This window comes from Sphingomonas vulcanisoli (genome assembly GCF_011761305.1).
In the GTDB taxonomy this organism is placed as follows: Bacteria; Pseudomonadota; Alphaproteobacteria; order Sphingomonadales; family Sphingomonadaceae; genus Sphingomonas_I; species Sphingomonas_I vulcanisoli.
On sequence record NZ_JAAOZC010000008.1, the window covers coordinates 55180 to 80316 of the forward strand.

General features: G+C 64.8%; 32 protein-coding genes. 5 read left to right on the plus strand and 27 right to left on the minus strand.

Annotation, left to right across the window (positions count from 1 at the left end):
* Nucleotides 1-78 precede the first annotated feature (78 nt).
* From secG to lptB, 8 genes are all read right to left on the minus strand, one after another.
* A complete protein-coding gene (gene secG, locus FHS31_RS13530; RefSeq protein ID WP_167074410.1) occupies nucleotides 79-441 on the minus strand; it encodes a preprotein translocase subunit SecG in 363 nt (120 codons plus the stop codon).
* Nucleotides 442-578: 137 nt separating this feature from the next.
* Entirely contained in the window at nucleotides 579-1574 is a 996-nt protein-coding gene (gene mltG, locus FHS31_RS13535) for an endolytic transglycosylase MltG (protein ID WP_167074412.1), read from the minus strand.
* A gap of 126 nt (nucleotides 1575-1700) precedes the next feature.
* Complete coding sequence (gene fabF / locus FHS31_RS13540; RefSeq protein WP_167074414.1) at nucleotides 1701-2960, minus strand: beta-ketoacyl-ACP synthase II; 1260 nt, start codon at nucleotides 2958-2960, stop codon at nucleotides 1701-1703.
* A gap of 127 nt (nucleotides 2961-3087) precedes the next feature.
* Nucleotides 3088-3324 (minus strand): acyl carrier protein, encoded by a 237-nt coding sequence (locus tag FHS31_RS13545; RefSeq protein ID WP_167074416.1) that lies wholly within the window; start codon nucleotides 3322-3324, stop codon nucleotides 3088-3090.
* Between the two features lie 63 nt (nucleotides 3325-3387).
* Nucleotides 3388-4128 carry a 3-oxoacyl-[acyl-carrier-protein] reductase gene (gene fabG / locus FHS31_RS13550; protein WP_167074418.1) on the minus strand — a complete coding sequence of 247 codons (741 nt, stop codon included), beginning with the start codon at nucleotides 4126-4128 and terminating at the stop codon, nucleotides 3388-3390.
* Nucleotides 4129-4280: 152 nt separating this feature from the next.
* Complete coding sequence (fabD, locus tag FHS31_RS13555) at nucleotides 4281-5216, minus strand: ACP S-malonyltransferase (RefSeq protein ID WP_167074424.1); 936 nt, start codon at nucleotides 5214-5216, stop codon at nucleotides 4281-4283.
* A gap of 61 nt (nucleotides 5217-5277) precedes the next feature.
* Nucleotides 5278-6747 (minus strand): RNA polymerase factor sigma-54, encoded by a 1470-nt coding sequence (gene rpoN / locus FHS31_RS13560; protein WP_167074426.1) that lies wholly within the window; start codon nucleotides 6745-6747, stop codon nucleotides 5278-5280.
* A gap of 133 nt (nucleotides 6748-6880) precedes the next feature.
* Complete coding sequence (gene lptB / locus FHS31_RS13565; RefSeq protein ID WP_167074428.1) at nucleotides 6881-7651, minus strand: LPS export ABC transporter ATP-binding protein; 771 nt, start codon at nucleotides 7649-7651, stop codon at nucleotides 6881-6883.
* 185 nt (nucleotides 7652-7836) lie between these two features.
* On the opposite strand from lptB, the gene FHS31_RS13570 reads away from it, so the two are divergent.
* The 4 genes from FHS31_RS13570 (at nucleotide 7837) to FHS31_RS13585 (ending at nucleotide 13623) form a co-directional block, all read left to right on the plus strand.
* Nucleotides 7837-8328, plus strand: a complete 492-nt coding sequence (locus FHS31_RS13570; RefSeq protein WP_167074430.1) for a helix-turn-helix domain-containing protein — start codon at nucleotides 7837-7839, stop codon at nucleotides 8326-8328.
* Nucleotides 8329-8567: 239 nt separating this feature from the next.
* Complete coding sequence (locus FHS31_RS13575) at nucleotides 8568-9878, plus strand: hemolysin family protein (protein ID WP_167074432.1); 1311 nt, start codon at nucleotides 8568-8570, stop codon at nucleotides 9876-9878.
* A 135-nt stretch (nucleotides 9879-10013) separates the two neighbouring features.
* Nucleotides 10014-12161, plus strand: coding sequence for a sodium-translocating pyrophosphatase (locus FHS31_RS13580; RefSeq protein ID WP_167074434.1), 2148 nt, complete (start codon nucleotides 10014-10016; stop codon nucleotides 12159-12161).
* Between the two features lie 124 nt (nucleotides 12162-12285).
* A complete protein-coding gene (locus FHS31_RS13585) occupies nucleotides 12286-13623 on the plus strand; it encodes a hypothetical protein (RefSeq protein WP_167074436.1) in 1338 nt (445 codons plus the stop codon).
* Here FHS31_RS13585 and rplQ read toward each other — a convergent pair.
* The 4 genes from rplQ to rpsM all read right to left on the minus strand — a co-directional run bounded on the left by rplQ (nucleotide 13620) and on the right by rpsM (nucleotide 16238).
* A complete protein-coding gene (gene rplQ / locus FHS31_RS13590; RefSeq protein ID WP_167074438.1) occupies nucleotides 13620-14036 on the minus strand; it encodes a 50S ribosomal protein L17 in 417 nt (138 codons plus the stop codon). The genes FHS31_RS13585 and rplQ overlap by 4 nt on opposite strands.
* 192 nt (nucleotides 14037-14228) lie before the next feature.
* Nucleotides 14229-15299: a DNA-directed RNA polymerase subunit alpha gene (locus FHS31_RS13595; protein WP_167074440.1), complete on the minus strand. Its 1071-nt coding sequence runs from the start codon at nucleotides 15297-15299 to the stop codon at nucleotides 14229-14231.
* A gap of 85 nt (nucleotides 15300-15384) precedes the next feature.
* Nucleotides 15385-15774, minus strand: coding sequence for a 30S ribosomal protein S11 (gene rpsK / locus FHS31_RS13600; RefSeq protein ID WP_167074442.1), 390 nt, complete (start codon nucleotides 15772-15774; stop codon nucleotides 15385-15387).
* Nucleotides 15775-15869: 95 nt separating this feature from the next.
* The gene (gene rpsM, locus FHS31_RS13605; protein WP_167074444.1) at nucleotides 15870-16238 is read right to left on the minus strand and encodes a 30S ribosomal protein S13; all 369 of its coding nucleotides are present in this window, start codon (nucleotides 16236-16238) and stop codon (nucleotides 15870-15872) included.
* A 220-nt stretch (nucleotides 16239-16458) separates the two neighbouring features.
* Between rpsM and FHS31_RS16495 the strand changes: the two genes are divergently transcribed.
* Entirely contained in the window at nucleotides 16459-17547 is a 1089-nt protein-coding gene (locus FHS31_RS16495; RefSeq protein WP_208408722.1) for a methyl-accepting chemotaxis protein, read from the plus strand.
* Here FHS31_RS16495 and FHS31_RS13615 read toward each other — a convergent pair whose 3' ends face one another.
* The 15 genes from FHS31_RS13615 to rplP all read right to left on the minus strand — a co-directional run bounded on the left by FHS31_RS13615 (nucleotide 17548) and on the right by rplP (nucleotide 25098).
* Complete coding sequence (locus FHS31_RS13615) at nucleotides 17548-18213, minus strand: adenylate kinase (RefSeq protein ID WP_341786363.1); 666 nt, start codon at nucleotides 18211-18213, stop codon at nucleotides 17548-17550.
* Nucleotides 18210-19571 carry a preprotein translocase subunit SecY gene (gene secY / locus FHS31_RS13620; RefSeq protein ID WP_167074446.1) on the minus strand — a complete coding sequence of 454 codons (1362 nt, stop codon included), beginning with the start codon at nucleotides 19569-19571 and terminating at the stop codon, nucleotides 18210-18212. The genes FHS31_RS13615 and secY overlap by 4 nt, the downstream gene beginning before the upstream one ends.
* Nucleotides 19572-19672: 101 nt before the next feature.
* The gene (rplO, locus tag FHS31_RS13625) at nucleotides 19673-20203 is read right to left on the minus strand and encodes a 50S ribosomal protein L15 (protein ID WP_167074448.1); all 531 of its coding nucleotides are present in this window, start codon (nucleotides 20201-20203) and stop codon (nucleotides 19673-19675) included.
* Between the two features lie 154 nt (nucleotides 20204-20357).
* Complete coding sequence (gene rpmD, locus FHS31_RS13630) at nucleotides 20358-20534, minus strand: 50S ribosomal protein L30 (protein ID WP_167074450.1); 177 nt, start codon at nucleotides 20532-20534, stop codon at nucleotides 20358-20360.
* 5 nt (nucleotides 20535-20539) lie between these two features.
* Complete coding sequence (rpsE, locus tag FHS31_RS13635) at nucleotides 20540-21259, minus strand: 30S ribosomal protein S5 (protein ID WP_167074452.1); 720 nt, start codon at nucleotides 21257-21259, stop codon at nucleotides 20540-20542.
* On the minus strand, nucleotides 21260-21616 hold the full coding sequence (rplR, locus tag FHS31_RS13640; protein ID WP_167074454.1) for a 50S ribosomal protein L18: 357 nt from the start codon (nucleotides 21614-21616) through the stop codon (nucleotides 21260-21262). It abuts the gene before it with no gap.
* On the minus strand, nucleotides 21616-22149 hold the full coding sequence (gene rplF, locus FHS31_RS13645) for a 50S ribosomal protein L6 (RefSeq protein ID WP_167074456.1): 534 nt from the start codon (nucleotides 22147-22149) through the stop codon (nucleotides 21616-21618). Before rplF ends, rplR begins: the two co-directional genes overlap by 1 nt.
* A complete protein-coding gene (gene rpsH / locus FHS31_RS13650) occupies nucleotides 22149-22544 on the minus strand; it encodes a 30S ribosomal protein S8 (protein ID WP_167074458.1) in 396 nt (131 codons plus the stop codon). Before rpsH ends, rplF begins: the two co-directional genes overlap by 1 nt.
* A gap of 9 nt (nucleotides 22545-22553) precedes the next feature.
* Entirely contained in the window at nucleotides 22554-22859 is a 306-nt protein-coding gene (gene rpsN, locus FHS31_RS13655; protein ID WP_167074460.1) for a 30S ribosomal protein S14, read from the minus strand.
* Between the two features lie 49 nt (nucleotides 22860-22908).
* Nucleotides 22909-23487: a 50S ribosomal protein L5 gene (rplE, locus tag FHS31_RS13660; RefSeq protein WP_167074462.1), complete on the minus strand. Its 579-nt coding sequence runs from the start codon at nucleotides 23485-23487 to the stop codon at nucleotides 22909-22911.
* The gene (rplX, locus tag FHS31_RS13665; protein ID WP_167074464.1) at nucleotides 23480-23797 is read right to left on the minus strand and encodes a 50S ribosomal protein L24; all 318 of its coding nucleotides are present in this window, start codon (nucleotides 23795-23797) and stop codon (nucleotides 23480-23482) included. The genes rplE and rplX overlap by 8 nt, the downstream gene beginning before the upstream one ends.
* A gap of 1 nt (nucleotide 23798) precedes the next feature.
* Entirely contained in the window at nucleotides 23799-24170 is a 372-nt protein-coding gene (gene rplN / locus FHS31_RS13670; RefSeq protein WP_167074466.1) for a 50S ribosomal protein L14, read from the minus strand.
* A gap of 15 nt (nucleotides 24171-24185) precedes the next feature.
* A complete protein-coding gene (gene rpsQ / locus FHS31_RS13675; RefSeq protein ID WP_167074468.1) occupies nucleotides 24186-24449 on the minus strand; it encodes a 30S ribosomal protein S17 in 264 nt (87 codons plus the stop codon).
* A 10-nt stretch (nucleotides 24450-24459) separates the two neighbouring features.
* A complete protein-coding gene (gene rpmC / locus FHS31_RS13680; RefSeq protein ID WP_167074469.1) occupies nucleotides 24460-24663 on the minus strand; it encodes a 50S ribosomal protein L29 in 204 nt (67 codons plus the stop codon).
* Between the two features lie 3 nt (nucleotides 24664-24666).
* The gene (rplP, locus tag FHS31_RS13685) at nucleotides 24667-25098 is read right to left on the minus strand and encodes a 50S ribosomal protein L16 (protein WP_167074471.1); all 432 of its coding nucleotides are present in this window, start codon (nucleotides 25096-25098) and stop codon (nucleotides 24667-24669) included.
* Between the last annotated feature and the right edge of the window lie 39 nt (nucleotides 25099-25137).

A 25137-nucleotide genomic window follows, 5' to 3' on the forward strand; every position in this document is an offset into this window, starting at 1 on the left:
CACCGAGCGCAGCGCCAGTTGAGAGCCCCCTCCGTCATGGCTTCGCCATGCCACCTCCCCGTGCCGGGGAGGATTGTATTACTGCGCCAGTGGGACGGCGCTGTTCGATCCGGTGGCAGTCGTGTCGCCCGTAGTGGTCTTGGTCGGTGCAGCCGCAGGCGATGCCGCGACGGGGACCGATGTCTTGGCGAGCGAGGTATCGATCGTCGCCGGGCCATGTTCGCGTGTGGCGAGAGCGGCGAGGATGATGCTCATGATCACGAAGATGGTGGCAAGCACCGATGTCGCCCGCGTCAGGAAATCCGCGGCGCCGCGCGCGCTCATCAGCCCGCCGGGATTGCCGCCGGAGCCAAGCCCGCCCGCTTCCGAACGCTGCATGAGGATGACCGAAACGAGAGCCGCAGCGATGATCGCGTGGACGACGAGGAGGAAGGTATACATGGGCCGGGCCTTTAGGGGATTGGGGCGGTGCGTTCAACCAAACTCACCGTTGGTGTCGAGCGAAGTCGAGACACGTCGGCTTCACGGCTCTTGGCACGTCCCTCGACTTCGCTCGGGACAAACGGTTATTGGCAATCTCAGCGCGTCCCCTGCGCCTTCCGCAGATTGTAATAGCGCTGCACGTTGGCGTTGTGATCCTTGAGATTGTCGGCGAAGACGTGGCCGCCCTTGCCGTCCGCGACGAAATACAGCGCATGCGTATCGGCGGGCGCCAGCACCGCGGCGATCGAATCGCGGCCGGGGTTGGTGATCGGGCCCTTCGGAAGTCCCGCCATCGCATAGGTGTTGTAATCGTTGACCGCGCGGACCTCGGACAGCTTGATCCGGCGCCCGAGCGGGCGGCCCTGCGTCATCGGATAGATGATCGTCGGATCGGCCTGAAGACGCATGCCGGCGCGCAGGCGGTTGGAATAGACGCCGGCCACCATGGGCCGCTCGGCGGGCACGCCGGTTTCCTTCTCGACGATCGAGGCCAGGATCAGCGCATCTTCCTTGCTCGATACGACGCTGTTGGCCTTCCGCTCCAACCATAGCCGCTGGAGCGTATCGCGCATCGCCGCCTGCATCCGCTTGAGCACGCTGCCCCGTCGCTCACCGCGCTGGAAGCTGTAGGTGCCGGGCAGCACCGATCCTTCGGGCGGGACGGGGATCTTGCCGGTCAGCAACGGTTCGGCATTCAGACGATCATAGACTTCGATCGAGGGCATGCCCTCGGGAATCGTCACCAGCCGCTGGACGGTCTTGCCGCTCTGCAGGAGCGCAAGCACCTCCTTGGCGCTGGCGTGCGGCGGCACCTCATATTCGCCCGCGCGAATCGGATCGCCGGAGCCGAAGCGGCGCGCGAAGCGGAGGAAGCCGGTGGTCGAGCGGACGACGCCCGCTTTCTCCAGCGCGCGCGCGGCGGCGGCCAGCGTCGATCCCTGCGGTACGACGACCGGCGTTGGGTGGTTGGCCGGGCCGGGGCCGCTCCAGTTGCGATAGACTTGCAGCCAGATCAGCCCGGCCACGACGACGAGGATAAGGCCGAGGCAGCCGAGACCACGCAGGCCGTTGGTCTTGCGGCGCTTGGCCATCAGCGGCGCGCGCCCTCACCCTTCCGCGACGCTGACGCATCGCTCCTTCCCTCTCCCCGCAGGGAGAGGGAAGGGGCCCGCCCGGCTTCAGCCGGGTGGGAAGGGTGAGGGCGCCCAAACATCAAATCAGATCGCGCGCATCACGAGGCTGGCGTTGGTGCCGCCGAAGCCGAAGCTGTTGTTGAGCACCGCGCGCACCTGCCGCTTCTTGGCGACGTTGGGCACGAGATCGACGCCCGCGCAACTCTCGCTGGGGTGCTCGAGGTTGATCGTCGGCGGCACGATCTGATCGCGGATCGCGAGGATGCAGAAGATCGATTCGACCGCGCCCGCGCCGCCGAGCAGATGCCCGATCATCGATTTGGTCGACGACATTGAAACCGTCTCCATCGCCTCGCCGAACAAGCGGCGGACCGCGCCCAGTTCCAGCTCGTCACCGAGCGGAGTCGAGGTGCCGTGGGCGTTGATATAATCGATATCGGCAGGCGTCAGGCCGGCCTTCTTGAGCGCCATCTGCATCGAACGATAGGCGCCGTCGCCTTCGGGATGCGGAGCGGTGACGTGATAGGCGTCGCCCGAAAGACCATAGCCGATCACCTCGGCATAGATTTTGGCGCCACGCGCTTTGGCATGCTCATATTCCTCGAGCACCACCACGCCGGCACCCTCGCCCATCACGAAGCCGTCGCGCGCCTGATCGTAGGGTCGACTGGCCTTTTCGGGCTGGTCGTTGAAGCCCGTGGAAAGCGCGCGCGCCTGCGCGAAGCCGGCGATGCCGAGCGGGGAGATCGCGCCCTCGGCGCCGCCCGCCAGCATCACGTCGGCATCGTCCATGGCGATCATCCGCGCGGCGTCGCCGATCGCATGCGCGCCGGTCGAGCAGGCGGTGACCACCGCATGGTTCGGCCCGCGCAGGCCATATTTGATCGAGACCTGGCCCGAGATCAGATTGATCAGCCGGCCATGAACGAAGTGCGGCGAGACACGGCTCGGCCCCTTCTCCTTGCAGACGATCGATTCGCTCTCGATACCGGGCAGGCCGCCGATCCCGGAACCGATCGAGCAGCCGACACGGCAGCTTTGCTCATAGGTCAGCTCGCCGAGGCCCGAATCCTCATAGGCCTGGCCGGCGGCATCGATGCCATAGATGATGAACGGATCGACCTGGCGCTGCACCTTGTGATCGACGCGCTTGCCCGGATCGAAGCCGTAAGGATGATCGGCGGGCTTGACCTCGCAGGCGATGGTGCATTTCTGATCGGAGGCATCGAAGCGCGTGATCGTCGCCGCGCCCGATTTACCGGCGACGATGTTCGCCCACGCGGTTTCGACGTCCGCGCCGAGCGGCGTCACGAGCCCCAGTCCGGTCACCACCACGCGGCGCATGGCATCATCCTCTTTTGTTTCTCAAAATGACAACAGGCCCAACCCGTTCGGGCTGAGCCTGTCGAAGCCCTGCATGTCTCTCGAAGGGCAGCCCTTCGACAAGCTCGGGGCGAACGGAGCGGTTAGCTCAGCCCTTATGCGTATCAATGTACGAAATCGCGTCCTTCACCGTCGTGATCTTCTCGGCGGCATCGTCGGGGATTTCCACGCCGAACTCTTCTTCGAAGGCCATGACCAGCTCGACGATATCGAGGCTGTCCGCGCCGAGATCGTCGATGAAGCTGGCTTCCTCGGTGACCTTTTCGGGCTCGACGCCGAGATGCTCGACGACAATCTTCTTCACGCGATCGGCGGTGTCGCTCATTCTAAAGCCTTCCTAGCTGATTTGCCGCTGCCCTAGCTTCGTGGTGACGGGGCCGCAAGAGCCTCAAATCATCGCCATGCCGCCGTTCACATGCAAGGTCTGGCCGGTGATATAGCCTGCCTCCCGGCTGGCGAGATAGGCAACGGCGGCACCGATATCGGTGCCCTGGCCCATGGCTCCAGCCGGGATGCGCGTATTGATCGCCTCTTTCTGCGCATCGGTGAGCGCATCGGTCATCGCGCTCGCAATGAAGCCGGGGGCGACGCAGTTGACCGTGATCGATCGGCTGGCAAGCTCCTGCGCCAGCGCCTTGCTCATCGCCGTGAGGCCGCCCTTGGACGCCGCATAATTGGCCTGGCCCGGATTGCCCGTGGTGCCGACCACCGAGGTGATGGTGATGATGCGGCCGAACCGCGCCTTCATCATCGGGCGGGCAGCGGCGCGGATCAGGCGGAAGGCGGCCTCGAGATTGACCGAGATCACCTGATCCCACTCCTCGTCCTTCATCCGCATCACCAGATTGTCGCGCGTGACGCCGGCATTGTTGACGAGGATATCGAGCTTGCCGCCCAGCGCCTCGATCGCAGCGGGAATGAGTGCCTCGACCGAGGCGGCGTCGGAAAGGTTGGCAGGCACCACCTTGTGATCGCTCCCCAACTTCTCCGCGACGGCCTCCAGCGCATCCTTGCGCGTGCCGGACAGCGCAACCGTCGCACCCTGCGCCGCCAGCGCCGTCGCGATCGCAGAACCAATGCCCCCCGATGCGCCGGTGACCAAAGCGGTCATGCCTGTCAGATCGAACATCGCTTATCTCCTTCCAATCCCTCTCCCGCTTTCGCGGGAGAGGAGGGGCCCATCGCCGGAGGCGATGGGAGGTGAGGGTCTTCTTTCTTGCCGACCAGCTAGAAGAAGGCCCTCACCCAGCCCTCTCCCGTGACGACGGGAGAGGGCTTTAACTACAACGCCGCCGCCAACGCCTCGATATCGGCCATCGTCACCACGCTGGTGGTGGTCGCGTCGGTGGCGATGCGTTTGACCATGGGGCCGAGCACCTTGGCGCCGAGTTCGACGAAATCGGTGACGCCCGCGGCCCACATCGCCTCGATACTCTCCCGCCAGCGGACCGTGCCCGTCACCTGCTTCACCAGCAGATCGCGGATCGTATCGGCATCGGTAACGGGGGCGGCGGTGACGTTGGCGTAGAGCGGCACTAGCGGCGCACGCATCGTCGCTTCGGCCAGCGCCTTAGCCATCGCATCGGCGGCGGGCTGCATCAGCGCGCAATGGAACGGCGCGGAGACGGGGAGCGGTAGCGCGCGCTTGACGCCTTTCTCCTTGGACAGCGCCATCGCGCGTTCGACCGCCGCCTTGGCGCCCGATATCACCACCTGGCCACCGCCATTATCGTTGGCGGCCTCGCACACCTCGCCCTGCGCGGCCTCGGCGCAGATCGCCTGCGCGAGTGCAAAATCCGTACCGAGCAGCGCCGCCATCGCACCCTCCCCCGCAGGCACCGCAGCCTGCATTGCCTGGCCGCGCAGCTTGAGCAGCCTGGCGGTGGTCGCCAGATCGAACGCCTGCGCCCCGGCAAGCGCGCTATATTCGCCGAGGCTGTGGCCCGCGACATAATCGGCCTTCTCGGCAAGGCGGATACCGCCCTCTTTCTCCAGCACCGCCAGAACGGCGAGGGCATTGGCCATGATCGCGGGCTGGGCGTTCTCGGTGAGCGTGAGTTCGTCTGCTGGCCCTTCGGCCATCAGCTTGGCGAGGCGCTGGCCGAGCGCGTCATCCACTTCCTCGAACACGGCGCGGGCGGCAACGCTCGCGGCGGCGAGATCGGCGCCCATGCCGACCGCCTGGCTACCCTGCCCGGGGAAAATGAATGCACGCACGATTGATCCTCATCCTCGATATCAGCGTGCGGGGTAGAAAGCGCCGCCGCGGCTGGCAAGCCTAGCGAAGGTTGCGGGCCCGTCTGCGCTGAACCGATGACCCGAGCCCGATCGCCTCGCGGTATTTCGCCACCGTGCGGCGCGCGAGATCGAAGCCTTTGGCGTTGAGGAGTTCGACCAATTTATCGTCCGAAAGAATGTCGTCGCCTTCCGCCGCGATCAGCTTGGCGATTTCGCTCTTCACCGCTTCCGCCGAAACCGCCTCCCCGCCGTCGGCCGAGGCGACACCGCTCGTGAAGAAATATTTGAGCTCATAGAGGCCGCGCGCGCAGCTCAGATATTTGTTCGAGGTGACGCGGCTGACGGTCGATTCGTGCATCTCGATCGCCTCGGCGATCGTCCGCAGGGTGAGCGGCTTGAGATGGCTGACACCGTGGAGGAAAAAGCCCTCTTGCTGCTTTACGATCTCGGTGGCGACCTTGATGATCGTCCGCGCGCGCTGATCGAGCGCCTTGACCAGCCAGTTGGCGCTGGTGAGGCAATCGGACAGCCATGCCTTGGCCTGCCGATCGTTGTGCGCGCTCGCCAGCTCGGCGTGGTAGCGGCGGTCGATAAGCACGCGCGGCAGGGTGCCGCTGTTGAGCTCGATCGACCAGCCGCTGCGGGTGCGTGTGATGAAGATGTCGGGCGAGACCGGCGCGGCAGGCTCGCCGCCATGGCGCAGGCCGGGCTTGGGATCGTAAGCGCGCAGCTCGCGGATCATGTCGGCGAAATCTTCCTCATCGACGTTGCAGAGGCGGCGAAGTTGAGGAAGTTGACCCTTGGCGAGCATATCGAGGTTGGCGATCAGCGCCGCCATGCAGGGATCGTAGCGATCCGCCTCCTTGGCCTGGATCGCAAGACATTCGGCGAGATCGCGCGCGCCGACGCCCGCCGGATCGAAGCACTGGATGAAACCGAGCACCCGCTCGACATGCTGAAGCGGGATGCCGAGCCGGTAGGCGATCTCGTCGAGCGGCACGGTCAGATAGCCCGCATCATCGATGCCATCGATGATCTGCTGGGCGATCAGCAGGCCGAGCCCTTCCAGCTTTTCGCCGGCTTGGTGGAGAAGATGATCCCGCAAGGAGATGGCGCCGCCGGAAAGCGCATCGAGATCGGGGCCGTCCTCGGGCAATTGGCTTAGGCGATCGGCGCTCCCCATGTCGCCCGGCGAATCATGGTGAAAGGTCTCGGCCTCATAATCGACGTCGAGCGGAGCATCGGCCTGGGCATCACCGGTCATGACCAGTTGGTCGGCGGTCAGCGGCTCTTCGGGGGGCGCATCGCCGGAGAAATCCGTCTCGGGCGCGGCTTCGCCCGGCTCCTCTTCGGCACCGCTGGTCAGCAGGGGATTCTTCTCCAGCTCCTCGGCGAGGAACCCTTCGAGTTCGAGATTGGAGAGCGCCAACAGCTTGATCGCCTGCTGCAGCTGCGGCGTCATCACCAGCGATTGCGACTGGCGCAGATCGAGGCGCGGCGCGAGACTCACCAGTCCGTCAGCTCGCTGAAAGGCCGTTCGTGCCGAGCGAAGTCGAGGTACGCGTCTCGATAGCCGCAGTCAGCGCCACGTCCCTCGACTTCGCTCGGGACGAACGGAGGTCCAGAGCGAAGGGTCATCATATCTAAAGCGCAAAACTCTCGCCGAGATAGAGCCGCCGGACCTCTTCGTTGGCGACAAGGTCTTCGGGCGAGCCCTGAAAAAGCACCCGGCCATCATAGATGATGCAGGCCCGATCGACGATGTCGAGCGTCTCGCGGACGTTGTGATCGGTGATCAGCACGCCGATGTCGCGGCGCTTGAGATCGCGCACCAGCTCGCGGATGTCGCTGATCGAGATCGGATCGATGCCCGCGAACGGCTCATCGAGCAGCATGATCGACGGATCGGCGGCGAGCGCGCGGGCGATCTCGCAGCGGCGCCGTTCGCCGCCCGATAGCGCCATTGCGGCGGCATCGCGCAGCCGTTCGAGATGGAATTCGGCGAGCAGCGACTCCAGCCGCTCGGCACGCGCCACTTTGTCGGGCTGCGAAATCTCCAGCACCGCCATGATATTCTGCGCGACGGTCAGCCCGCGGAAGATCGAGGTTTCCTGCGGCAGATAGCCCAGCCCCAGGATCGCGCGCCGGTACATCGGCAGACCGGTAACATCATTGCCATCGAGCAGGATGCGCCCGGCGTCCGGCTTGACCAGCCCCATCACCGAATAGAAGCAGGTCGTCTTGCCCGCGCCATTGGGGCCGAGCAGGCCGACGACCTCGCCACGCGCGACATCCAGACTCACATCCTGCAGCACCTGACGGCGATCGTAGCTCTTCGCGATCGAGACGATCGCCAGTCCGCGAAAATCTTGCGCCGGCGCCGCGGGGAAGGCAGCAGGGCTCATATCGTTCATGGGTTTCGCGTTACCGCGAAGCCCGGGCCGGGGCAATTCCGCGCTTTGCACGATTGTTGCATTCAGGACGCAGGTCGGCGCCGCTCACCGATTACGGTCCGAAATGGTGAGGCCTTGGGCGGTTGCCACCGAATCGGACGAATACGTGCCTCGCACGCCGCCCGTTTTGCGCGAAGCTTAGCGCTGTGAATCCGCCACCCCATAGCGCACCCGCCGATACGGTGGAGGATAAATTGATCGCCCTGCGGGAGATCGCGCAGCAATCCCCTCAGCTCCACGACCGCGTCAGCGAAGCCCTGAGCGCGGCGCTTGGCGATGTCCTGTCCGGCGATCGCGAGCTGCCGGGGCCCGCCCGCTATATCCGCGCGACGATGAAGGCGCGCCTCGTCCGCGGTCAGGTTTTCGAGACCGAGCTGTTCCGCGATCCGGCATGGGACATGCTGCTCGACCTTTATGACGCGCATCTGCAAAAGCGGGTCACCTCGGTATCGAGCCTGTGCATCGCCGCACAGGTGCCCGCGACCACCGGCCTGCGCTACATCGCGGCGATGGAGAAGGAGGCGCTCGTCACGCGCCGCCGCGATGCGATCGACCAGCGCCGCGTGCTCATCGAGGCCACGCCGATCGCGATCGAAGGCGTCGAAAAGGTCGCCCGCCGCTTCGCCCAATCGATCTAGGGCGGATGCGCTGTCGAAGTCCTCCCCTGCAAGGGGAGGTGGCGCGCGCAGCGCGTCGGAGGGGTGTCCCGCTATCGTGAGGGTGACACCCCTCCGTCAGGCCTTCGGCCTGCCACCTCCCCTTGCAGGGGAGGATCGATGATCGGCTACGAACCTCGACCCAACCTGGGCACGAAGCCCGTCTGTGCCGCCGCTCTTGCCCCGCGGTCCGGTTACAGCGATATGCAGCGTCAGGCCCAATGAGACCGATCCTCCCTCCGCTCGCGCCCTTCCCCTGGCTGGATCTCGCGATCATCGTCGCGCTGATGCTGGTCAACGCCGTTTTCGCCATGTCCGAAATGGCGATCGTTTCGTCCCGCAAGCCGCGGCTGGAAGCGATGGCGCGGCGCGGGCAAAAGGGCGCGCGCATCGCGCTGCGGCTGGCGAGCGATCCGGGCAAGTTCCTCTCCACCGTCCAGACCGGGATCACCTTGATCGGCGTCCTTGCCGGTGCCTTTTCGGGCGAGAAGCTCGGCGGGCCGGTGGCCGATCGGCTCGAACGGCTGGGGCTTCAACACACTATCGCCGGGCATTGGGGCTTTGCGCTCGTCATCATCGGCACCACCTATCTGAGCCTGGTGATCGGCGAGCTCGTGCCCAAGCAGGTCGCGCTGCGCACGCCTGAGCCGATCGCGGCGGCGATGGCGCGGCCGATGATGGGGCTGTCTTACGCAGCGGCACCCTTCGTCTGGCTGCTCGATCGTTCGAGTGCTCTCTTCTTCAAGCTGCTCGGTCTCGATCGCGAGCGCGAGGATCGTGTCACCGCCGAGGAGCTGCACCTCGTCGTCGCCGAGGCGTCAAGCGCGGGCGTGATCGAGGAGAGCGAGCGCGCGATCATCTCCGGCGTCGTCCGCCTCGCCGATCGGCCGGTGCGCGAAGTGATGACGCCGCGCACGCAGGTCGAATGGATCGACGCGACGCTGGACGCGGCGGCGTTGCGCGATCGCCTGCTGGCACTGCCGCACAGCCGCGTGCCGGTCGGCAACGGATCGGTCGACGAACTGATCGGGGTGATCGAGGCCAAGGATCTGCTCGCCGCCGCGCTGGCAGGACCATTGCCCTCCATCCTGGAGTTCATCCATCCCGTCCAGGTCGTCCCCGATCAGATGGATGCGATGAACGCGCTGCAGGTGCTCCGCGGATCGGAGGTGCCGGTCGCGTTCGTTCACGATGAATATGGCCATTTCGATGGACTGGTGACGCCGGTCGATCTGCTTGCCGCGATTGCCGGTGCGTTCGCCTCGGATGCCGGCGACGAGGATGCGCCCTTCGTCCAGCGCGAGGATGGCAGCTGGCTGATCGCGGGCTCGGCCTCCGCCGACCGCCTCGCCGACCAGCTCGGCATCGAACTGGACGAGAATCGCGATTACGCCACCGCCGCCGGCTTCGCGCTCTCGGTGCTGAAACACCTGCCCAGCGAGGGTGAGCATTTCCGCATGGGCAAATGGCGCTTCGAAATCGTCGACATGGACGGCCGCAAAATCGATAAACTGCTCGCCAGCCGGACTTAGACGCGCGCCAAGGGCGCATTTGTGCGGTTTCCAACGCTCGCAGCTTGCCAACCGCGCCGCCCCGCGACAACATGCCCGTTCGAGAATGGCCCCACGAAGGGCATTCCGGCGGATAGGATGTGTGAGGGGAACCCGATGCGGATCGTTGAACTGGCCATTGCCTGCGGATTGCTGGCGGTGCTCTACGGAATCGTCACGAGCTTTCAGGTGCTGCGCCAACCGGCGGGCAATCAGCGGATGCAGGACATTGCCGCCGCCATCCAGGAAGGCGCACGCGCTTATCTAGCGCGGCAATATACCACGATCGGCGTGGTCGGCCTCGTCGTCGTCGCATTGGTGTTCTATTTCCTCGGTACGGTGTCCGCCGTCGGCTTCCTGATCGGCGCGATCCTCTCCGGTTTGACCGGCTTCATCGGCATGAACATCTCGGTAAAGGCCAATGTCCGCACCGCCGAAGCGGCGCGGGGCAGCCTGCAGGGCGGCCTCACCACCGCCTTCCGATCGGGAGCGATCACCGGGATGCTGGTGGCGGGGCTCGGCCTGCTCGCGATCTCCTGCTTCTTCTGGTATCTGGTCAGCACGCACGGCGCCAACCATGCGCCCACCGATCGCATCGTGATCAACGGGCTGGTCGCGCTGTCTTTCGGCGCATCGCTGATCTCGATCTTCGCGCGCCTCGGCGGCGGCATCTTCACCAAGGCGGCCGACGTCGGCGCCGATCTGGTCGGCAAGGTCGAAGCCGGAATTCCCGAGGATGACCCCCGCAACCCCGCCGTCATCGCCGATAACGTCGGCGACAATGTCGGCGATTGCGCGGGCATGGCGGCCGATCTGTTCGAAACCTATGTCGTGACGCTCGGCGTGACGATGGTGTCGATCGCCTTGTTCGTGGGCAATGGCGTCAACACGCTGGCGCTGATGAGCCTGCCGCTGCTGGTCGGCGGTGTGTGTATCGTCACCTCGATCATCGGCACCTTCGCGGTGCGGCTGGGCGGCGGCTCGATCATGGGCGCGCTCTACAAGGGTTTCTGGACCAGCGCTGTGCTGGGCGCGGTGGCGATCTTCTTCGCCACCCGCTACGCCCTCGATGGCGATCTCACCCAACAGCTCGGCGGGCATCTCGCCGCCGCCGGGCCGGGCACCTCACCCCAGACCGCAAGCCACACCGCCTTCACCGGCATGGACATCTTCTACTGCATGCTGATCGGCCTCGCCGTCACCGCGGCTCTGGTGTGGATCACCGAATATTACACCGGCACCAACTATCGCCCGGTCAAGTCGATCGCCAAGGCGAGCGTCACCGGCCACGGCACCAACGTCATCCAGGGCCTGGCGATCAGCCTGGAATCGACCGCCGCGCCGACGATCGTGATCGTGGTGGCGGTGATTGCCGCCTTCCAGTTGGCAGGCGTGATCGGGATCGCCTTCGCCGCCACCGCGATGCTGGCGCTGGCGGGCATGGTCGTGGCGCTCGATGCTTATGGCCCGGTGACCGACAATGCCGGCGGCATCGCCGAAATGGCGGGGCTCGATCATGAGGTGCGCGTCAAGACCGATGCGCTGGATGCCGTCGGCAACACCACCAAGGCGGTGACCAAGGGCTATGCGATCGGATCGGCGGCACTTGCGGCGCTGGTGCTGTTCGGCGCTTACACGGCGGACTTGAAGGAGTTCTTCCCCGCGCTGATCGTCGATTTCTCGCTCTCCAACCCTTACGTGATCGTCGGGCTGCTGCTCGGCGCGCTGCTGCCGTTCAGCTTCGGCGCGTTCGGCATGACCGCGGTGGGCCGCGCGGCGGGTGCGGTGGTCGAGGACGTCCGCGATCAGTTCCGCAGCAATCCGGGGATCATGGAGGGCACCAGCCGGCCCAATTATGCCCGCACCGTCGATCTCGTCACCAAGGCGGCGATCAAGGAGATGATCATCCCTAGCCTGCTGCCCGTGCTGGCGCCGGTGGTGGTCTATTTCGCGATCAGGGCCGTGGCGGGGCAGGCCAACGGCTTCGCAAGCCTGGGCGCGCTATTGCTCGGCGTGATCGTCTCCGGGCTGTTCGTCGCCATCTCGATGACGAGCGGCGGCGGCGCATGGGACAATGCCAAGAAATATATCGAAGACGGCAACCACGGCGGCAAAGGCTCCGAAGCCCATAAGGCCGCAGTGACCGGCGACACGGTCGGCGATCCCTACAAGGACACCGCCGGCCCCGCCGTGAACCCGATGATCAAGATCACCAACATCGTGGCGCTGCTGCTGTTGGCCGCCTTGGCGGCGCACGGGGGGTAAAGGGTTCGAGGAGCGTCTATGTGGCGCTCCTCGCTTCCGCGCCTTGGCGTGACATCGCACCGCGCCTAGCAATACGCGGGTGGCACCAGACCTTTTTCGGCGATCGAAGCTTTTATACGTTGCGATGTGCGGCGCGCCCGCACTCCTTCAAATCTTCACTTTCCGCCCCGGCATCCTGACGTGGGACGCGATCCGCCAGTATAAGCAGGCGCTCTCCGGCCATTACGACGACTGGCATCCGCCGGCGATGAACTGGCTGTGGCGGCAACTGACCGCGATCCACGATGGCCCGCTGCCGATGCTGGTGCTGCAGGTGGCGCTGTATTGGCTGGGTTTCGGACTGATCGGCTGGGTCTGGTGGCGGCAGGGGCGGCGCAGGTCTGCCGCGGCGCTGTTGCTGGTCGCGCTGTTGCCGGTGTCGCTGGTCGTGGTGGGGACGATCCTCAAGGATAGCCTGATGGCGGGGGCATTGCTGACCGCCGCAGGACTGATCGCGGTTCGGCGACCGGGGGAGCATGTGCTGGCGGCGATGGCGTGGGCGCTGCTGATCGGGGCGGCGACGTTGCGGTTCAACGCGGTGCCGGCCTGTTTGCCGTTGGGGGTAGCGTTGCTGCCGGCGGCGTGGCGCGCAGGCTGGAAGCGGCTGGCGCTGGCTTCGGTTACCGTGGCGATCCCTTTGTTCGCGGCGATGCCGGTCGCCAATACGCTGCTGCGCGCGGAGAAGAGCGGGGTCGAGCTTTCGCTGGTGATCTATGATCTGGCCGGCATCACCCGGTTCAGCGGCGCGAATGCCTTCCCGCAGCTGGCGGTGGCCGATCCGGTGGCGGTGAACGCGGCCTGCTACACGCCGGTTTCGTGGGATCGCTATGCCTGGTGGGGGCCGGAGCCGTGCGCGATCCAGTTCGCCGATGTCCGCAGGGCTTTCGCGGCCATGCAAGTGAAACCGACACGTTGGTGGCTGGGTGCGGTCGTCCGCCACCCGATCGCCTATGCCGAGCACCGCCTCGCGCATTTCAACAGCACGACGCGCTTCCTTGTCCACGATGCCGATCTGCCGCCGCTGCCGCTCGTCTCAGATCCCAATCCGTGGGGCTGTGCGGTCCCGGCTAACGCCCCACTGACCGCGATCGAGCAGGCGGCGACCGCCAGCCTGCGCACGCCGATCGGCTGGCCGATTGTCTGGCTGGCGGTGGCGGCAGGGGCTCTTGTCCTGCTGCTTGGACAGAGCGAGACGGGAGTCGCCCTCCCGCTCGCGATATCGGCTTTGCTCTATGGCTTCAGCTACCTGCCGCTCAGCGTCGCATCGGAGGTACGCTACTATCTTTGGGTGACTTTGGGCGGCGCTGTCGCAGCCATCGCCGCGCTCACCCAGGCCAGACACACGTCGGCCCGCCGGCTTGCGCTGGCGGGCCTTCCGGTGGTGTTGGTGTCGCTGGGTGGCGTAGCCGCCCGGATGATTTAGGCGGCTTCGTCTTCCAGCACTTCGACCGGGCCCGAATCCTGGCCCTTGGCCGAGGTGTCACGGTCGACGAATTCGATCACCGCCATCGAAGCCGCGTCCGACGAACGGATACCGGCCTTGATGATGCGGGTGTAGCCGCCGTTGCGGTCCGCGTAGCGCACCGCGATCACGTCGAACAGTTTCACCAGTTGCGCGTCGTCCAGCAGGCGCGAATGGGCGAGGCGACGGTTGGAGAGGCCGCCCTTCTTGGCCAGCGTCACCAATTTCTCGACGTAGGGGCGAAGCTCCTTCGCCTTGGCGACGGTAGTGAGGATCTGCTCATGCTTGATGAGCGCGGCCGCCTGGTTGCGGAACAGCGCGATACGATGGCTCGAGGTACGCTGGAGCTTACGACCGCCGACACGATGGCGCATGATTTTCTTCCTTCGGTTCGTTCGAGACCCGTTTCAGGTAGTCTCGACCAGGCGGCTGGAATGGAGCGCCGCCCAATCTCCTGTCGGGCGGCACCACGAGGCTTCGCCTCGTGCCCTCACCCTCCCACCAATCTCGCTTCGCTCGATTGGCGGGCCCCTCCCTCTCCCAAAATGGGAGAGGGAGGTTTTAGCTCAAAATTCCTGTTCGAGCTTCTTGGCCATTTCCTCGATATTCTCGGGCGGCCAGCCCGGAATTTCCATACCGAGCCGCAGGCCCATCGTGGAGAGAACTTCCTTGATCTCGTTCAAGGACTTGCGGCCGAAGTTCGGCGTGCGCAGCATCTCCGCTTCGGTCTTCTGCACGAGATCGCCGATGTAGATGATGTTGTCGTTCTTGAGGCAATTGGCCGAACGCACCGACAGTTCGAGCTCGTCCACCTTCTTGAGCAGGAAGCGGTTGAGCTGGTTGCTGTTGGCCTCGGGCTCGATCATGCCGCCGCTGATCGGCGCCAGCGGCGCGGAATGGGTGGGAGCCGCCGAAACCGCCATGCCATCGTCGAAGTGGACGAACAGCTGGAGCTGATCCTGCAGGATGCGCGCCGAATAGGCGAGCGCGTCCTCGGGCGTGACGGTGCCGTCGGTCTCGACGGTGATCGTCAGCTTGTCGTAATCCAGCTCCTGGCCGACGCGGGTGTTTTCCACCTTGTAGGCGACCTGACGGACGGGTGAGTACAGCGCATCGACCGGGATCAGCCCGATCGGCGCATCGGCCGGGCGGTTGTTCGCGGCTGGCTCATAGCCCTTACCGATCGCGGCGGTCAGCTCCATGTTGAGCGTCGCACCCTCGTCGAGATGGCAGATCACCAGTTCGGGGTTCATCACCTCGATATCGCCGGAGGTGGCGATGTCGCCGGCCTTCACCTCGGCGGGGCCGGTGGCGGAGAGCTGGAGACGCTTGGAGCCCTCGCCCTGCATGCGCAGCGCGATTTGCTTCACGTTGAGCACCATGTCCGTGACATCCTCACGGACGCCGGCAAGACTCGAGAATTCGTGCAGCACGTTCTCGATCTTGATCGCGGTCACCGCGGCGCCCTGCAGCGACGATAGCAGAACGCGGCGCAGCGCGTTGCCGAGCGTGAGACCGAAGCCGCGCTCCAGCGGCTCGGCGACGAAGGTGGCGCGGTTCTTGCCGGCACCGCCAGCCTTACGCTCCAGCCCCATCGGCTTCTTCAGTTCTTGCCAGTTCTTGGCGTTGACAGCCATGGTGTTCCCCTCGGGGTAAAGCCACGGTGCGTCCACCGCGGCCGATAAGAAAAAGCGGAGCCCCGGCGGGCCCCGGACTACAAAATCAGACGCGGCGGCGCTTCGACGGGCGCACGCCGTTGTGCGGGATCGAAGTCACATCGCGAATCGAAGTGATGTGGAAGCCCACAGCCTGCAGCGCGCGGAGCGCCGACTCGCGGCCCGAACCCGGGCCCTTCACTTCGACTTCAAGCGTGCGGACACCATGCTCGGCGGCTTTCTTGCCGGCGTCCTCGGCGGCGACCTGCGCGGCATAAGGCGTCGACTTGCGCGAGCCCTTGAAGCCCATCATGCCGGCCGAAGACCAGCTGATCGCATTGCCCTGCGCATCGGTGATGGTGATCATGGTGTTGTTGAAGCTGGCGTTCACATGTGCGACGCCGGCGGTGATGTTCTTGCGCTCGCGCCGCTTAATGCGCTGAGGTGCCTGTGCCATTCGAAAAGTCCTGACCTAATCTGTTGCTCTGCTCGCCCACGCTTGCGCGCGGCCTAGGAGGAGAAGTGGCGCGAAAGCGCCCCGCGCTTTCGCTGCTACTTCTTCTTGCCTGCGATCGGCTTGGCCTTGCCCTTGCGGGTGCGCGCGTTGGTGTGCGTGCGCTGGCCATGGACCGGCAGGCCCTTGCGATGGCGCAGACCGCGGTAGCAGGCCAGATCCATCAGCCGCTTGATGTTCATCGCCACCTGGCGGCGAAGATCACCCTCCACCGTATAGGTCGCATCGATCGTCTCGCGGATCTGGAGCACTTCCTGATCGGTGAGATCCTGCACGCGGCGCGCAGGCTCGATGTTCAGCTTGGAGGTGATTTCCTTGGCTTTGGCCGAGCCGATGCCGTGGATATAGGTCAGCGCGATTTCGACGCGCTTGTTGGTCGGGATGTTGACACCCGCGATACGTGCCATGTCGTTTGTATCTCCTCGCTCCACGGAACGGCTGGCGACCATTCCATCTCTACGCTCTGGTTGCCCATTAAACAGAAAAACGGCGCGCGCAGAAGCGCCGCCGGAACGGTTTCTTGGGATGCGCCGCTCTTACGGGCGGGTCGGCGCGTTGTCAAGCGGAGCAGACGGTTAACCTATCGGTGACCATCTTGCGCGTAGCTCCGCGCAAATGGATGATATCATGCGGAAACAGCGGGATAGCGGCGAAGCCGTGGGAGCTCCGATCCTTACCGGCGCGCAGGCGGTGTGGCAGGCGATCTCGCAATCTAGCGCGGTCGCCTTCTTCGATATGGATGGGCGGCTGGTCGAAGCCAACGATCGTTTCCTGACGCTGTTCGGCTACCGCCTGAGCGACCTCCGCGGCGAGTTGCACCGCAAATTGTGCGCGCCGGCGACTTTTGCCGATCCCGCCTATAAAGTGCGCTGGGACACGCTTCGCCGTGGTGAGCATGACATTTGCGATATCGGCATGATGCGGCGCGGTGGAGAGCGCTTTTGGTTGCATGCCGTCTATGCGCCGATTCGATCCGACCGCGGCGAGATGGTCGGTTTCGTCCTATTCGGCACCGATATCAGCGCGCAACGGGCGCAGGCGGCCGACAGCGTCAGCCGGCTCAATGCCGTCGACCGCTCGCAGCTGACGATCGAGTTCGCTCTTGATGGCACGATTCTGGTGGCCAACACCAATTTTCTCCGGGCGACCGGCTATTCCGCAGAAGCCGTAATCGGCCGCCACCACAGCATGCTGTGCGATCCAGGAGTGGCCGCCACGGCGGATTATCGCGCCTTCTGGCAGGGCCTCAGCAGCGGCCAATTCCAGGTAGGCGTCTTTCAACGCCGGAAGGCTGACGGCTCACCGATCTGGCTGCAAGCAAGCTATAATCCGCTATACAACGCCCAAGGCGAGGTGGAGCGCATCTTCAAGATCGCGAGCGATGTCACCGCCCAGCGCGTGGCGCAGCGCTCCGCCGACGATAACCAGCGGCGGCTGACCGCCGAGATCGATGCGCGCCGCCATACGCTGGAAAAGATGGCGAGCGAACTGAGCACCATTGTCGGGCTGATCGACAATATCGCGCGCCAGACCAACCTTCTCGCACTTAACGCAACGATCGAAGCGGCGCGCGCCGGCGAGGCGGGGCGCGGCTTCGCGGTGGTCGCCCAGGAAGTGAAGCGCCTCGCCCAAAGCACCCAGATCGCGACGGTTCAGGCCACCGCGCTGCTCGCCGGGGCAAACCAACGGAAAGACGGCAACGCCCTCGCCGCCTGATCAAACCGTCTCGGTGTCACCCGCTAGAACCTTTTCGATGGCCTCGGTCACCACCTTGATATCGGCCATGCCATCGACCCGGCTGACCAGACCCTTCGCCTCATAATACGGCAGGATCGGCGCGGTTTTGGCGCGATATTCGGTAAGGCGGGCACGGACGGTTTCGGCATTGTCGTCCGGGCGACGCTTGAAATCATGGGCGCCGCAGACATCGCAGGTGCCCTCCACCTTGGGTGGCTTGAAACTGTCGTGATAGCCTTCGTTGCAATGCGCGCAGGTGAAACGGCCCGAGATGCGCGCGACCAGCGCCTCTTCGTCCACCGCCAACTCCAGCACATGATCGAGCTTCATGCCATGCTTGGCGAGCAGCGCATCCAGCGATTCCGCCTGCGCGTGAGTGCGCGGATAGCCGTCAAAGATGAAGCCCGGCGCATGCGCTTCGAACTCCAGCCGGCTTTCGATCAGTGCGGTCACCACATCGTCCGGCACAAGCTTGCCCGCCTTCATCAGCGCATCGGCCTTCTGCCCGATCTCGCTGCCGGCCTTCACCGCGGCGCGCAGCATATCACCGGTGGAAAGCTGCACCAGGCCGTGCTTGGTCATCAACGATTGTGCCTGGGTGCCCTTGCCCGCCCCCGGCGGCCCGAGCAATATCAGGATCTTCACCGACGCATTCCTCCCTTGAGCTTCGCCTTCTTGATGAGGTCGCCATATTGATGGGCGAGAAGGTGGCTCTGGATCTGCGTTACGGTATCAATGGTGACGTTGACAACAATGAGTAGGCTGGTGCCGCCGAATCCGACGAGGTGACGCGGAATGAAGATTTCCGGCACCACGCAGATCAGCGTCAGATACGCCGCGCCGAGCACGGTGATGCGGGTCAGCACATAATCGAGATAGGTTTCGGTGCTCTTGCCGGGGCGGATGCCCGGAATGAAACCGCCGTAGCGCTTGAGGTTGTCCGCCGTCTCCTCCGGATTGAACACGACCGCCGTGTAAAAGAAGGAGAAAAAGATGATCCCGGCCGCATAGAGCACAAAATAGAGCGGCGTATCCTGGCCGATCCACTGATTGAGGCTGATCACGAAATCGCCCCACCGGCTCTCGCCGTTGATATGCTTGCCCGCGAACTGCGTGATCGTCAGCGGCAGCGCCAGCAGCGACGAGGCGAAGATCGGCGGGATCACGTTGGCGGTGTTGATCTTGAGCGGCAGGAAGCTGCGATCGCCCTGCTGCATCCCCCGCGCGGTCTGGCGCTTTGGATATTGGATCAGCACCCGCCGGGTCGCGCGCTCCATGAAGCAGATGAACAGGATCAGCCCGATCACCAGCACGAAGCCGCCCAGCACCATCAGGGGCGAGGTGGCGCCGGTGCGTGCCTGATCGAGCGCGCCCGCGATCGTCGTCGGCAGCTGCGCGACGATGCCGGACATGATGATCAGCGAGACGCCGTTGCCGATCCCCCGGCTGGTAATCTGCTCGCCGATCCACATCAGGAACAGCGTGCCGCCCACCAAAGTGATCACCGTGGTGACGCGGAACAGCATCGGATCGACGACCACCGCCGATTGCCCGGCGCTCGCGCCCCAGGCACTCAGCCCCACGGCGATGAAATAACCCTGTACAGCCGTGAGGCCGACAGTGCCGTAGCGGGTATATTGGTTGAGCTTCTTCCGCCCGCTCTCGCCCTCTTTCTTGATCGCGTTCAGGGCAGGGCTGAGCGAGGTGGAGAGTTGCACGACGATCGAGGCGGTGATGTAGGGCATGACGCCCAGCGCGACGATCGACATGCGCGTCAGCGCGCCGCCGGTGAAGGTGTTGAAGAAATCCATGACGCCGCCCTTCGTCGAATCGAAGAGCGTGGCGAGCGCGCGCGGATCGATGCCCGGCAGCGGCACATAAGAGAGCAGCCGGAACACGACGAGCGCACCGAGCGTGAACCAGATGCGCTTCTTGAGTTCGGTCGCCTTCGCGAATTGCGAAAGGCTCGCGTTGGCGGCCAGTTGCTCGGCTGCGGATGCCATTGTGGATCGATTACCCTGAAATCAAAAGAGCGGCGGGTACGAACCCCGCACCCGCCGCTCCATAGTGTGCGTTACTGGCTTACGCCACCCGTCCGATGGACTTAGGCGCGCGCGGCCTTTGCTGCGGCTTGTGCGGTGCGGTGCTTGGCCTTGTGCTTGTCGGCGGCCGGGACCACCTCGATCACCGACACCGAACCGCCGGCCTTCTCGATCGCCTCGCGCGCGCCCTTCGAGACGCCCGCGACGTTGAACGAAAGCTTGGCCGAAAATTCGCCCTTGCCGAGGATGCGCACGCCATGCTTGCCGCCGCGCGCCACGCCCGCCGCCTTCAGCGCGGCATGATCGATCGTGCCGTCCTTGGCGAGCGTACCGGCATCGACCAGCTTCTGGATCGCGCCGAGGTTCACTTCGGCATAATCCTTGGCGAAGATATTGTTGAAGCCGCGCTTCGGGATCCGCATGTGGAGCGGCATCTGGCCGCCTTCGAAGCCGTTGATCGAGACGCCTTCGCGGCTCTTCTGGCCCTTCTGGCCACGGCCCGCGGTCTTGCCCTTGCCCGAGCCGATGCCGCGCCCAACGCGCATCCGGCCCTTGCGGGCGCCGTCATTGTCCTGGATTTCGTTCAGTTTCATTGTCTGCACTCGCTTTCGCTATGTTCGCGCTAAACTCCCTCTCCCCTTCAGGAGAGAGGGTCGGGGTGTGGGGGAGTCCGGTAGCGGCGGATCACACCGTCGATGGGCCGGCCCACCCCAACCCCTCCCCTGAAGGGGAGGGGCTTTGCGGAGATCAACCTTCGACCTTCACCATATGCCGTACCGCACGGATCATGCCGCGGACCTCGGGGGTATCCTCGAGCTCGCTGGTCTTGTGCAGCTTGTTGAGACCGAGGCCGACCAAAGTCGCGCGCTGCTCCTTCGGGCGGCGAATCGGGGATCCGGTCTGGGTTACCTTGATGGTCGCCATCGTGCTTACTCCGTCACGGCCGCGGCATCGGCTTCGGCGACTTCGACCGAAACGCCGCTGCGGCGCAGCAGATCGGCGATCTTCTTGCCACGGCGCTGCGCGACGGCACGGGGGCTCGTCTGCTCGCCGAGCGCTTCGAAGGTCGCGCGGATCATGTTGTAGGGATTGCTGGTGCCGACCGACTTGGTGACCACGTCATGGACGCCAAGGCTTTCGAAGATGGCGCGCATCGGGCCACCGGCGATGATGCCGGTGCCGGCAGGCGCCGACCGCAGCGTGACGCGGCCCGCACCGAAATGGCCGAGGCCATCATGATGCAACGTGCGGCCATCCTTGAGCGCGACGCGGATCATCGCCTTCTTGGCGGCGGCGGTCGCCTTGGAGATCGCCTCGGGAACTTCGCGCGCCTTGCCGTGGCCGAAGCCGACGCGACCGGCGCCGTCACCCACGACGACGAGCGCCGCAAAGCCGAAACGCTTGCCGCCCTTCACCGTCTTGGAGACGCGGTTGATGTGGACGAGCTTCTCGACCAGCTCTTCGCCGCCGTCGTCGCTCTTGTTGCGGTCGTCGCGGCGGCGGTTGCCGTCACGGCCACCCCGGCCACGATTGTCGTTGCCGCCACGGCCACGGCCGCCACGCGGGCCACGGCCCTCGGGAGCGGCGGCCGGAGCCGCCTCGGGTGCCACCGCCTCAACGGGGGCGTCGTTCTGAACTTCGTCAGCCATTTAGAACTCCAATCCGCCTTCACGGGCGGCATCGGCGAGCGCTTTCACACGCCCGTGGAACAGGAAACCGCCGCGATCGAAGACGACCTTGGTGACGCCAGCCTGGCTGGCGCGCTCGGCGACGCGCTTGCCGACCGAAGCCGCCGCATCGGCGGTGGCGCCCGTCGTGCTGCGCACATCCTTTTCGAGGGTCGAGGCGGCTGCGACGGTCTTGCCCGCCGCATCGTCGATCACCTGCGCATAGATGTGGCGGCCCGAACGGTGGACCGAAAGCCGGGGGCGTAGCGAGCCCTTGGCCTTCAGCGCGGTGCGGACACGGCGCCGGCGGCGCTCGAAGAGAGAGAGACCCTTGGCCATTACTTCTTCTTTCCTTCCTTACGGAAGATATATTCGCCGGCGTACTTGATACCCTTGCCCTTGTAGGGCTCAGGCTTGCGCCAGCGGCGGATTTCGGCGGCAACCTGGCCGACCTTCTGCTTGTCGATGCCCGAGATGTTGACCGTGGTCTGATCCGGGGTCGCGATCGTGATCCCCTCGGGGATCGCGAAATCGACATCGTGGCTGTAGCCGAGCTGCAGCTTGAGGTTCTTGCCCTGCACGTTGGCGCGATAGCCGACGCCGGTGATCAGGAGCTGCTTCGAAAAGCCCTCGGTCACGCCGGTGATCAGATTGGCGATCATCGTGCGCTGCATGCCCCAGAAGGAACGCGCCCGCTTGGTGTCGTTGGCCGGCTGCACCGAAACGCCGCCGTCGCCGATCTCATAGGTCACGTCTTCGACCAGCGGCATGGTGAGAGTGCCCTTGGCACCCTTCACGGTGAGCAGCTTGCCATCGATGTTGGCGGTCACGCCCGAAGGAACGGGAACCGGCTTCTTACCGATGCGGCTCATCAGAACACCTCCGCGAGCACTTCGCCGCCGACATTCTGGTCGCGCGCTTCCGCGTCGGACAGAACGCCCTTGGGCGTCGAGACGATGGTCATGCCGAGGCCGTTGCGGATGCGCGGCAGCTCCTGGCTGCCCGAATAGACGCGGCGGCCGGGGGTCGAGATGCGCGCGACGTGCTGGATCGCGGGTTGGCCCTCGAAATATTTCAGCTCAATGCGCAGGCCGGGATGATCCCCCAGCTTCTCTTCCGAATAGCCACGGATATAGCCCTCGCGCTGCAGCACATCGAGCACGCGGGCGCGCAACTTCGATGCGGGCGACGTGACGCTGTCCTTGCGGGCGCGCTGGCCGTTGCGGATGCGGGTGAGCAGATCACCCAATGGATCGTTGATCGACATATCTAGCCCTTACCAGCTCGACTTGATGACGCCGGGGATCATGCCCCGCGTCGCCAGCTGCCGCAGCATGACGCGGCCCAGACCGAACTTGCGATACACACCGCGCGGACGCCCGGTGATCATGCAGCGGTTGCGCACGCGCGTCGGATTGCCGTTGCGCGGAATCTCGGCGAGCTTCAGGCGCGCGATCAGGCGCTCCGTCTCATCGAGCGAGGTATCGGCGGCAACCGCCTTCAGCCGGGCATATTTGCCCGCATATTTCTTAACGAGCTTCTTGCGACGCTCATTCTTGTTGATCGAACTCAGTTTCGCCATCGACTTAAGTCCTTAATCGCCCCTGCCATCGTGCCGGGGCGGGAGTGAATTACGCCGCCTTCTTCTCTTCAACGACGGGCAGCGGGAACGGGAAACCGAACAGACGGAGCAGCTCGCGTGCCTCGTCATCGGTATTCGCGGTGGTGGTGATGATCACGTCCATGCCACGGACCTTATCGATCTGGTCGTAGCTGATCTCCGGGAAGATCAGCTGCTCCTTGAGGCCGGTGGCATAATTGCCGCGGCCATCGAAAGACTTGTCCGAAAGCCCGCGGAAATCGCGGACGCGCGGCAAGGCGATCGTCACGAAGCGATCGAGGAATTCGTACATCTTGGCACGGCGCAACGTGACCTTGCAGCCGATCGGCATGCCTTCGCGCAGCTTGAACTGAGCAATCGACTTCTTGGCCTTGGTGATCACCGACTTCTGGCCGGCGATCGCGGTCATTTCTTCCGCGGCCTTGGCGACATGCTTCTTGTCCTGGCTCGCCTCGCCAACGCCCATGTTCAGCACGATCTTGTCGAGCCGGGGCACCTGCATGACGTTCTTGTAGCCGAACTTCTCGGTCATCGCCTTGATGATCGAGTCCTCGTACTGCTTCTGGAGACGGGGCTTGGAATCAGCCATCGATCTTCTCCCCGGTCTTCACGGCGACGCGGACCTTCTTGCCGTCCTGGGTTTCGAAGCGAACGCGCGTCGGCTTGCCGTCGGCGGTCGCGATCGCAACCTTGGAAATGTGCATCGGAGCCTCGATCTTCTCGAGACCGCCCTGCGGGTTTGCCTGGCTGGGCTTGCGGTGACGGGTCGCGACGTTGACGCCGGCGACGATCACCTTGCCATCCTTGGGCAGCGACTTGGTGACCGTGCCCGTCTTGCCCTTGTCCTTGCCGGACAGGACGATGACGTTGTCACCCTTCTTGATCTTGGCGGCAGCCATCTCAAAGCACCTCGGGCGCGAGAGAGATGATCTTCATGTGGCCGGCGGCGCGCAGTTCGCGGACCACCGGGCCGAAGATACGGGTGCCGATCGGCTCGCCATTGTTCTTGTTGATCAGCACGGCGGCATTGCCGTCGAAGCGGATCGTCGAACCATCGGGACGGTTCACGTCCTTAGCGGTGCGGACGATCACGGCGCGATGAACGTCGCCCTTCTTGACCTTGGCGCGCGGCGCGGCTTCCTTGATGGAAACGACGATCACGTCGCCCACCGTGGCGAAGCGCCGCTTCGATCCGCCGAGCACCTTGATGCACTGGACGCGCTTGGCGCCCGAATTATCGGCGACCTCGAGGTTGGACTGCATCTGAATCATGGGGTCAGTCCTTCCTTATGCGGCGGCGTTGGGGGTGGCGTGGGTATCCACGGCACCGAGAACCGTCCACGTCTTCAGCTTGGAGATCGGCGCGCATTCTTCGATGCGGACGGTCTGCCCTTCCTTGTACGTGTTCGCCTCATCGTGGGCGTGATACTTCTTCGAACGCTTGATGATCTTGCCGTACAGCGGGTGCTTAACCCGCCGCTCGACCGAGACCACCACCGTCTTGTCGGTCTTGTCGGACACCACAGTGCCCGTCAGCACGCGCTTCGGCATGTGTGGCTCCTTACTTGCCAGCCGCAGCGGAGCGCTGCGTCTGCAGGGTCTTGATCTGCGCGATCGTGCGGCGGACCTGCTTCACCCGGCTCGGCTTTTCGAGCTGGTTGGTGGCGGCCTGAAAGCGCAGGTTGAACTGCTCCCGCTTCAGCTCGCCGAGCTGGGTGGAGAGCTGGTCGTCGGTCGCGACCGTGAGATCCGAAATCTTTGCCATGACTTACACAGCCTCGTGGACGGACTCGCCCAGGCGGGCGACGACCTTGGTCTTGATGGGAAGCTTTTCCATCGCACGCTCGAAAGCGACGCGGGCGATGGGGCCGGGAACGCCGTCCAGCTCGAACAGGATACGGCCGGGCTTGACGCGCGCCGCCCAGAATTCAGGCGCACCCTTGCCCGAGCCCATGCGGACTTCGGCAGGCTTGCCCGAGACGGGAACGTCCGGGAAGATGCGGATCCACAAGCGGCCCTGGCGCTTGATGTGGCGCGTGATCGCGCGGCGTGCCGCTTCGATCTGGCGGGCGGTGATGCGATCGGGCTCCAGGGCCTTGAGGCCGAAGGCGCCGAAATTGAGCGCGGTTCCGCCTTTGGCGTCGCCGTGGATGCGGCCCTTAAAGGCCTTGCGGAACTTGGTGCGCTTCGGTTGCAGCATAGTCTCTAACCTTCAAACACCGCTTCTTAGCGGCCGATA

Coding starts and splice junctions, on each gene's coding strand:
- secG (WP_167074410.1), bottom strand. CDS start 441: ATGTATACCTTCCTCCTCGTCGTCCACGCGATCATCGCTGCGGCTCTC.
- mltG (WP_167074412.1), bottom strand. CDS start 1,574: ATGGCCAAGCGCCGCAAGACCAACGGCCTGCGTGGTCTCGGCTGCCTC.
- fabF (WP_167074414.1), bottom strand. CDS start 2,960: ATGCGCCGCGTGGTGGTGACCGGACTGGGGCTCGTGACGCCGCTCGGC.
- FHS31_RS13545 (WP_167074416.1), bottom strand. CDS start 3,324: ATGAGCGACACCGCCGATCGCGTGAAGAAGATTGTCGTCGAGCATCTC.
- fabG (WP_167074418.1), bottom strand. CDS start 4,128: ATGTTCGATCTGACAGGCATGACCGCTTTGGTCACCGGCGCATCGGGG.
- lptB (WP_167074428.1), bottom strand. CDS start 7,651: ATGAACGATATGAGCCCTGCTGCCTTCCCCGCGGCGCCGGCGCAAGAT.
- FHS31_RS13575 (WP_167074432.1), top strand. CDS start 8,568: ATGAGACCGATCCTCCCTCCGCTCGCGCCCTTCCCCTGGCTGGATCTC.
- FHS31_RS13580 (WP_167074434.1), top strand. CDS start 10,014: ATGCGGATCGTTGAACTGGCCATTGCCTGCGGATTGCTGGCGGTGCTC.
- FHS31_RS13585 (WP_167074436.1), top strand. CDS start 12,286: ATGTGCGGCGCGCCCGCACTCCTTCAAATCTTCACTTTCCGCCCCGGC.
- rplQ (WP_167074438.1), bottom strand. CDS start 14,036: ATGCGCCATCGTGTCGGCGGTCGTAAGCTCCAGCGTACCTCGAGCCAT.
- FHS31_RS13595 (WP_167074440.1), bottom strand. CDS start 15,299: ATGGCTGTCAACGCCAAGAACTGGCAAGAACTGAAGAAGCCGATGGGG.
- rpsK (WP_167074442.1), bottom strand. CDS start 15,774: ATGGCACAGGCACCTCAGCGCATTAAGCGGCGCGAGCGCAAGAACATC.
- rpsM (WP_167074444.1), bottom strand. CDS start 16,238: ATGGCACGTATCGCGGGTGTCAACATCCCGACCAACAAGCGCGTCGAA.
- FHS31_RS16495 (WP_208408722.1), top strand. CDS start 16,459: ATGCGGAAACAGCGGGATAGCGGCGAAGCCGTGGGAGCTCCGATCCTT.
- secY (WP_167074446.1), bottom strand. CDS start 19,571: ATGGCATCCGCAGCCGAGCAACTGGCCGCCAACGCGAGCCTTTCGCAA.
- rplO (WP_167074448.1), bottom strand. CDS start 20,203: ATGAAACTGAACGAAATCCAGGACAATGACGGCGCCCGCAAGGGCCGG.
- rpmD (WP_167074450.1), bottom strand. CDS start 20,534: ATGGCGACCATCAAGGTAACCCAGACCGGATCCCCGATTCGCCGCCCG.
- rpsE (WP_167074452.1), bottom strand. CDS start 21,259: ATGGCTGACGAAGTTCAGAACGACGCCCCCGTTGAGGCGGTGGCACCC.
- rplR (WP_167074454.1), bottom strand. CDS start 21,616: ATGGCCAAGGGTCTCTCTCTCTTCGAGCGCCGCCGGCGCCGTGTCCGC.
- rplF (WP_167074456.1), bottom strand. CDS start 22,149: ATGAGCCGCATCGGTAAGAAGCCGGTTCCCGTTCCTTCGGGCGTGACC.
- rpsH (WP_167074458.1), bottom strand. CDS start 22,544: ATGTCGATCAACGATCCATTGGGTGATCTGCTCACCCGCATCCGCAAC.
- rpsN (WP_167074460.1), bottom strand. CDS start 22,859: ATGGCGAAACTGAGTTCGATCAACAAGAATGAGCGTCGCAAGAAGCTC.
- rplE (WP_167074462.1), bottom strand. CDS start 23,487: ATGGCTGATTCCAAGCCCCGTCTCCAGAAGCAGTACGAGGACTCGATC.
- rplX (WP_167074464.1), bottom strand. CDS start 23,797: ATGGCTGCCGCCAAGATCAAGAAGGGTGACAACGTCATCGTCCTGTCC.
- rplN (WP_167074466.1), bottom strand. CDS start 24,170: ATGATTCAGATGCAGTCCAACCTCGAGGTCGCCGATAATTCGGGCGCC.
- rpsQ (WP_167074468.1), bottom strand. CDS start 24,449: ATGCCGAAGCGCGTGCTGACGGGCACTGTGGTGTCCGACAAGACCGAC.
- rpmC (WP_167074469.1), bottom strand. CDS start 24,663: ATGGCAAAGATTTCGGATCTCACGGTCGCGACCGACGACCAGCTCTCC.
- rplP (WP_167074471.1), bottom strand. CDS start 25,098: ATGCTGCAACCGAAGCGCACCAAGTTCCGCAAGGCCTTTAAGGGCCGC.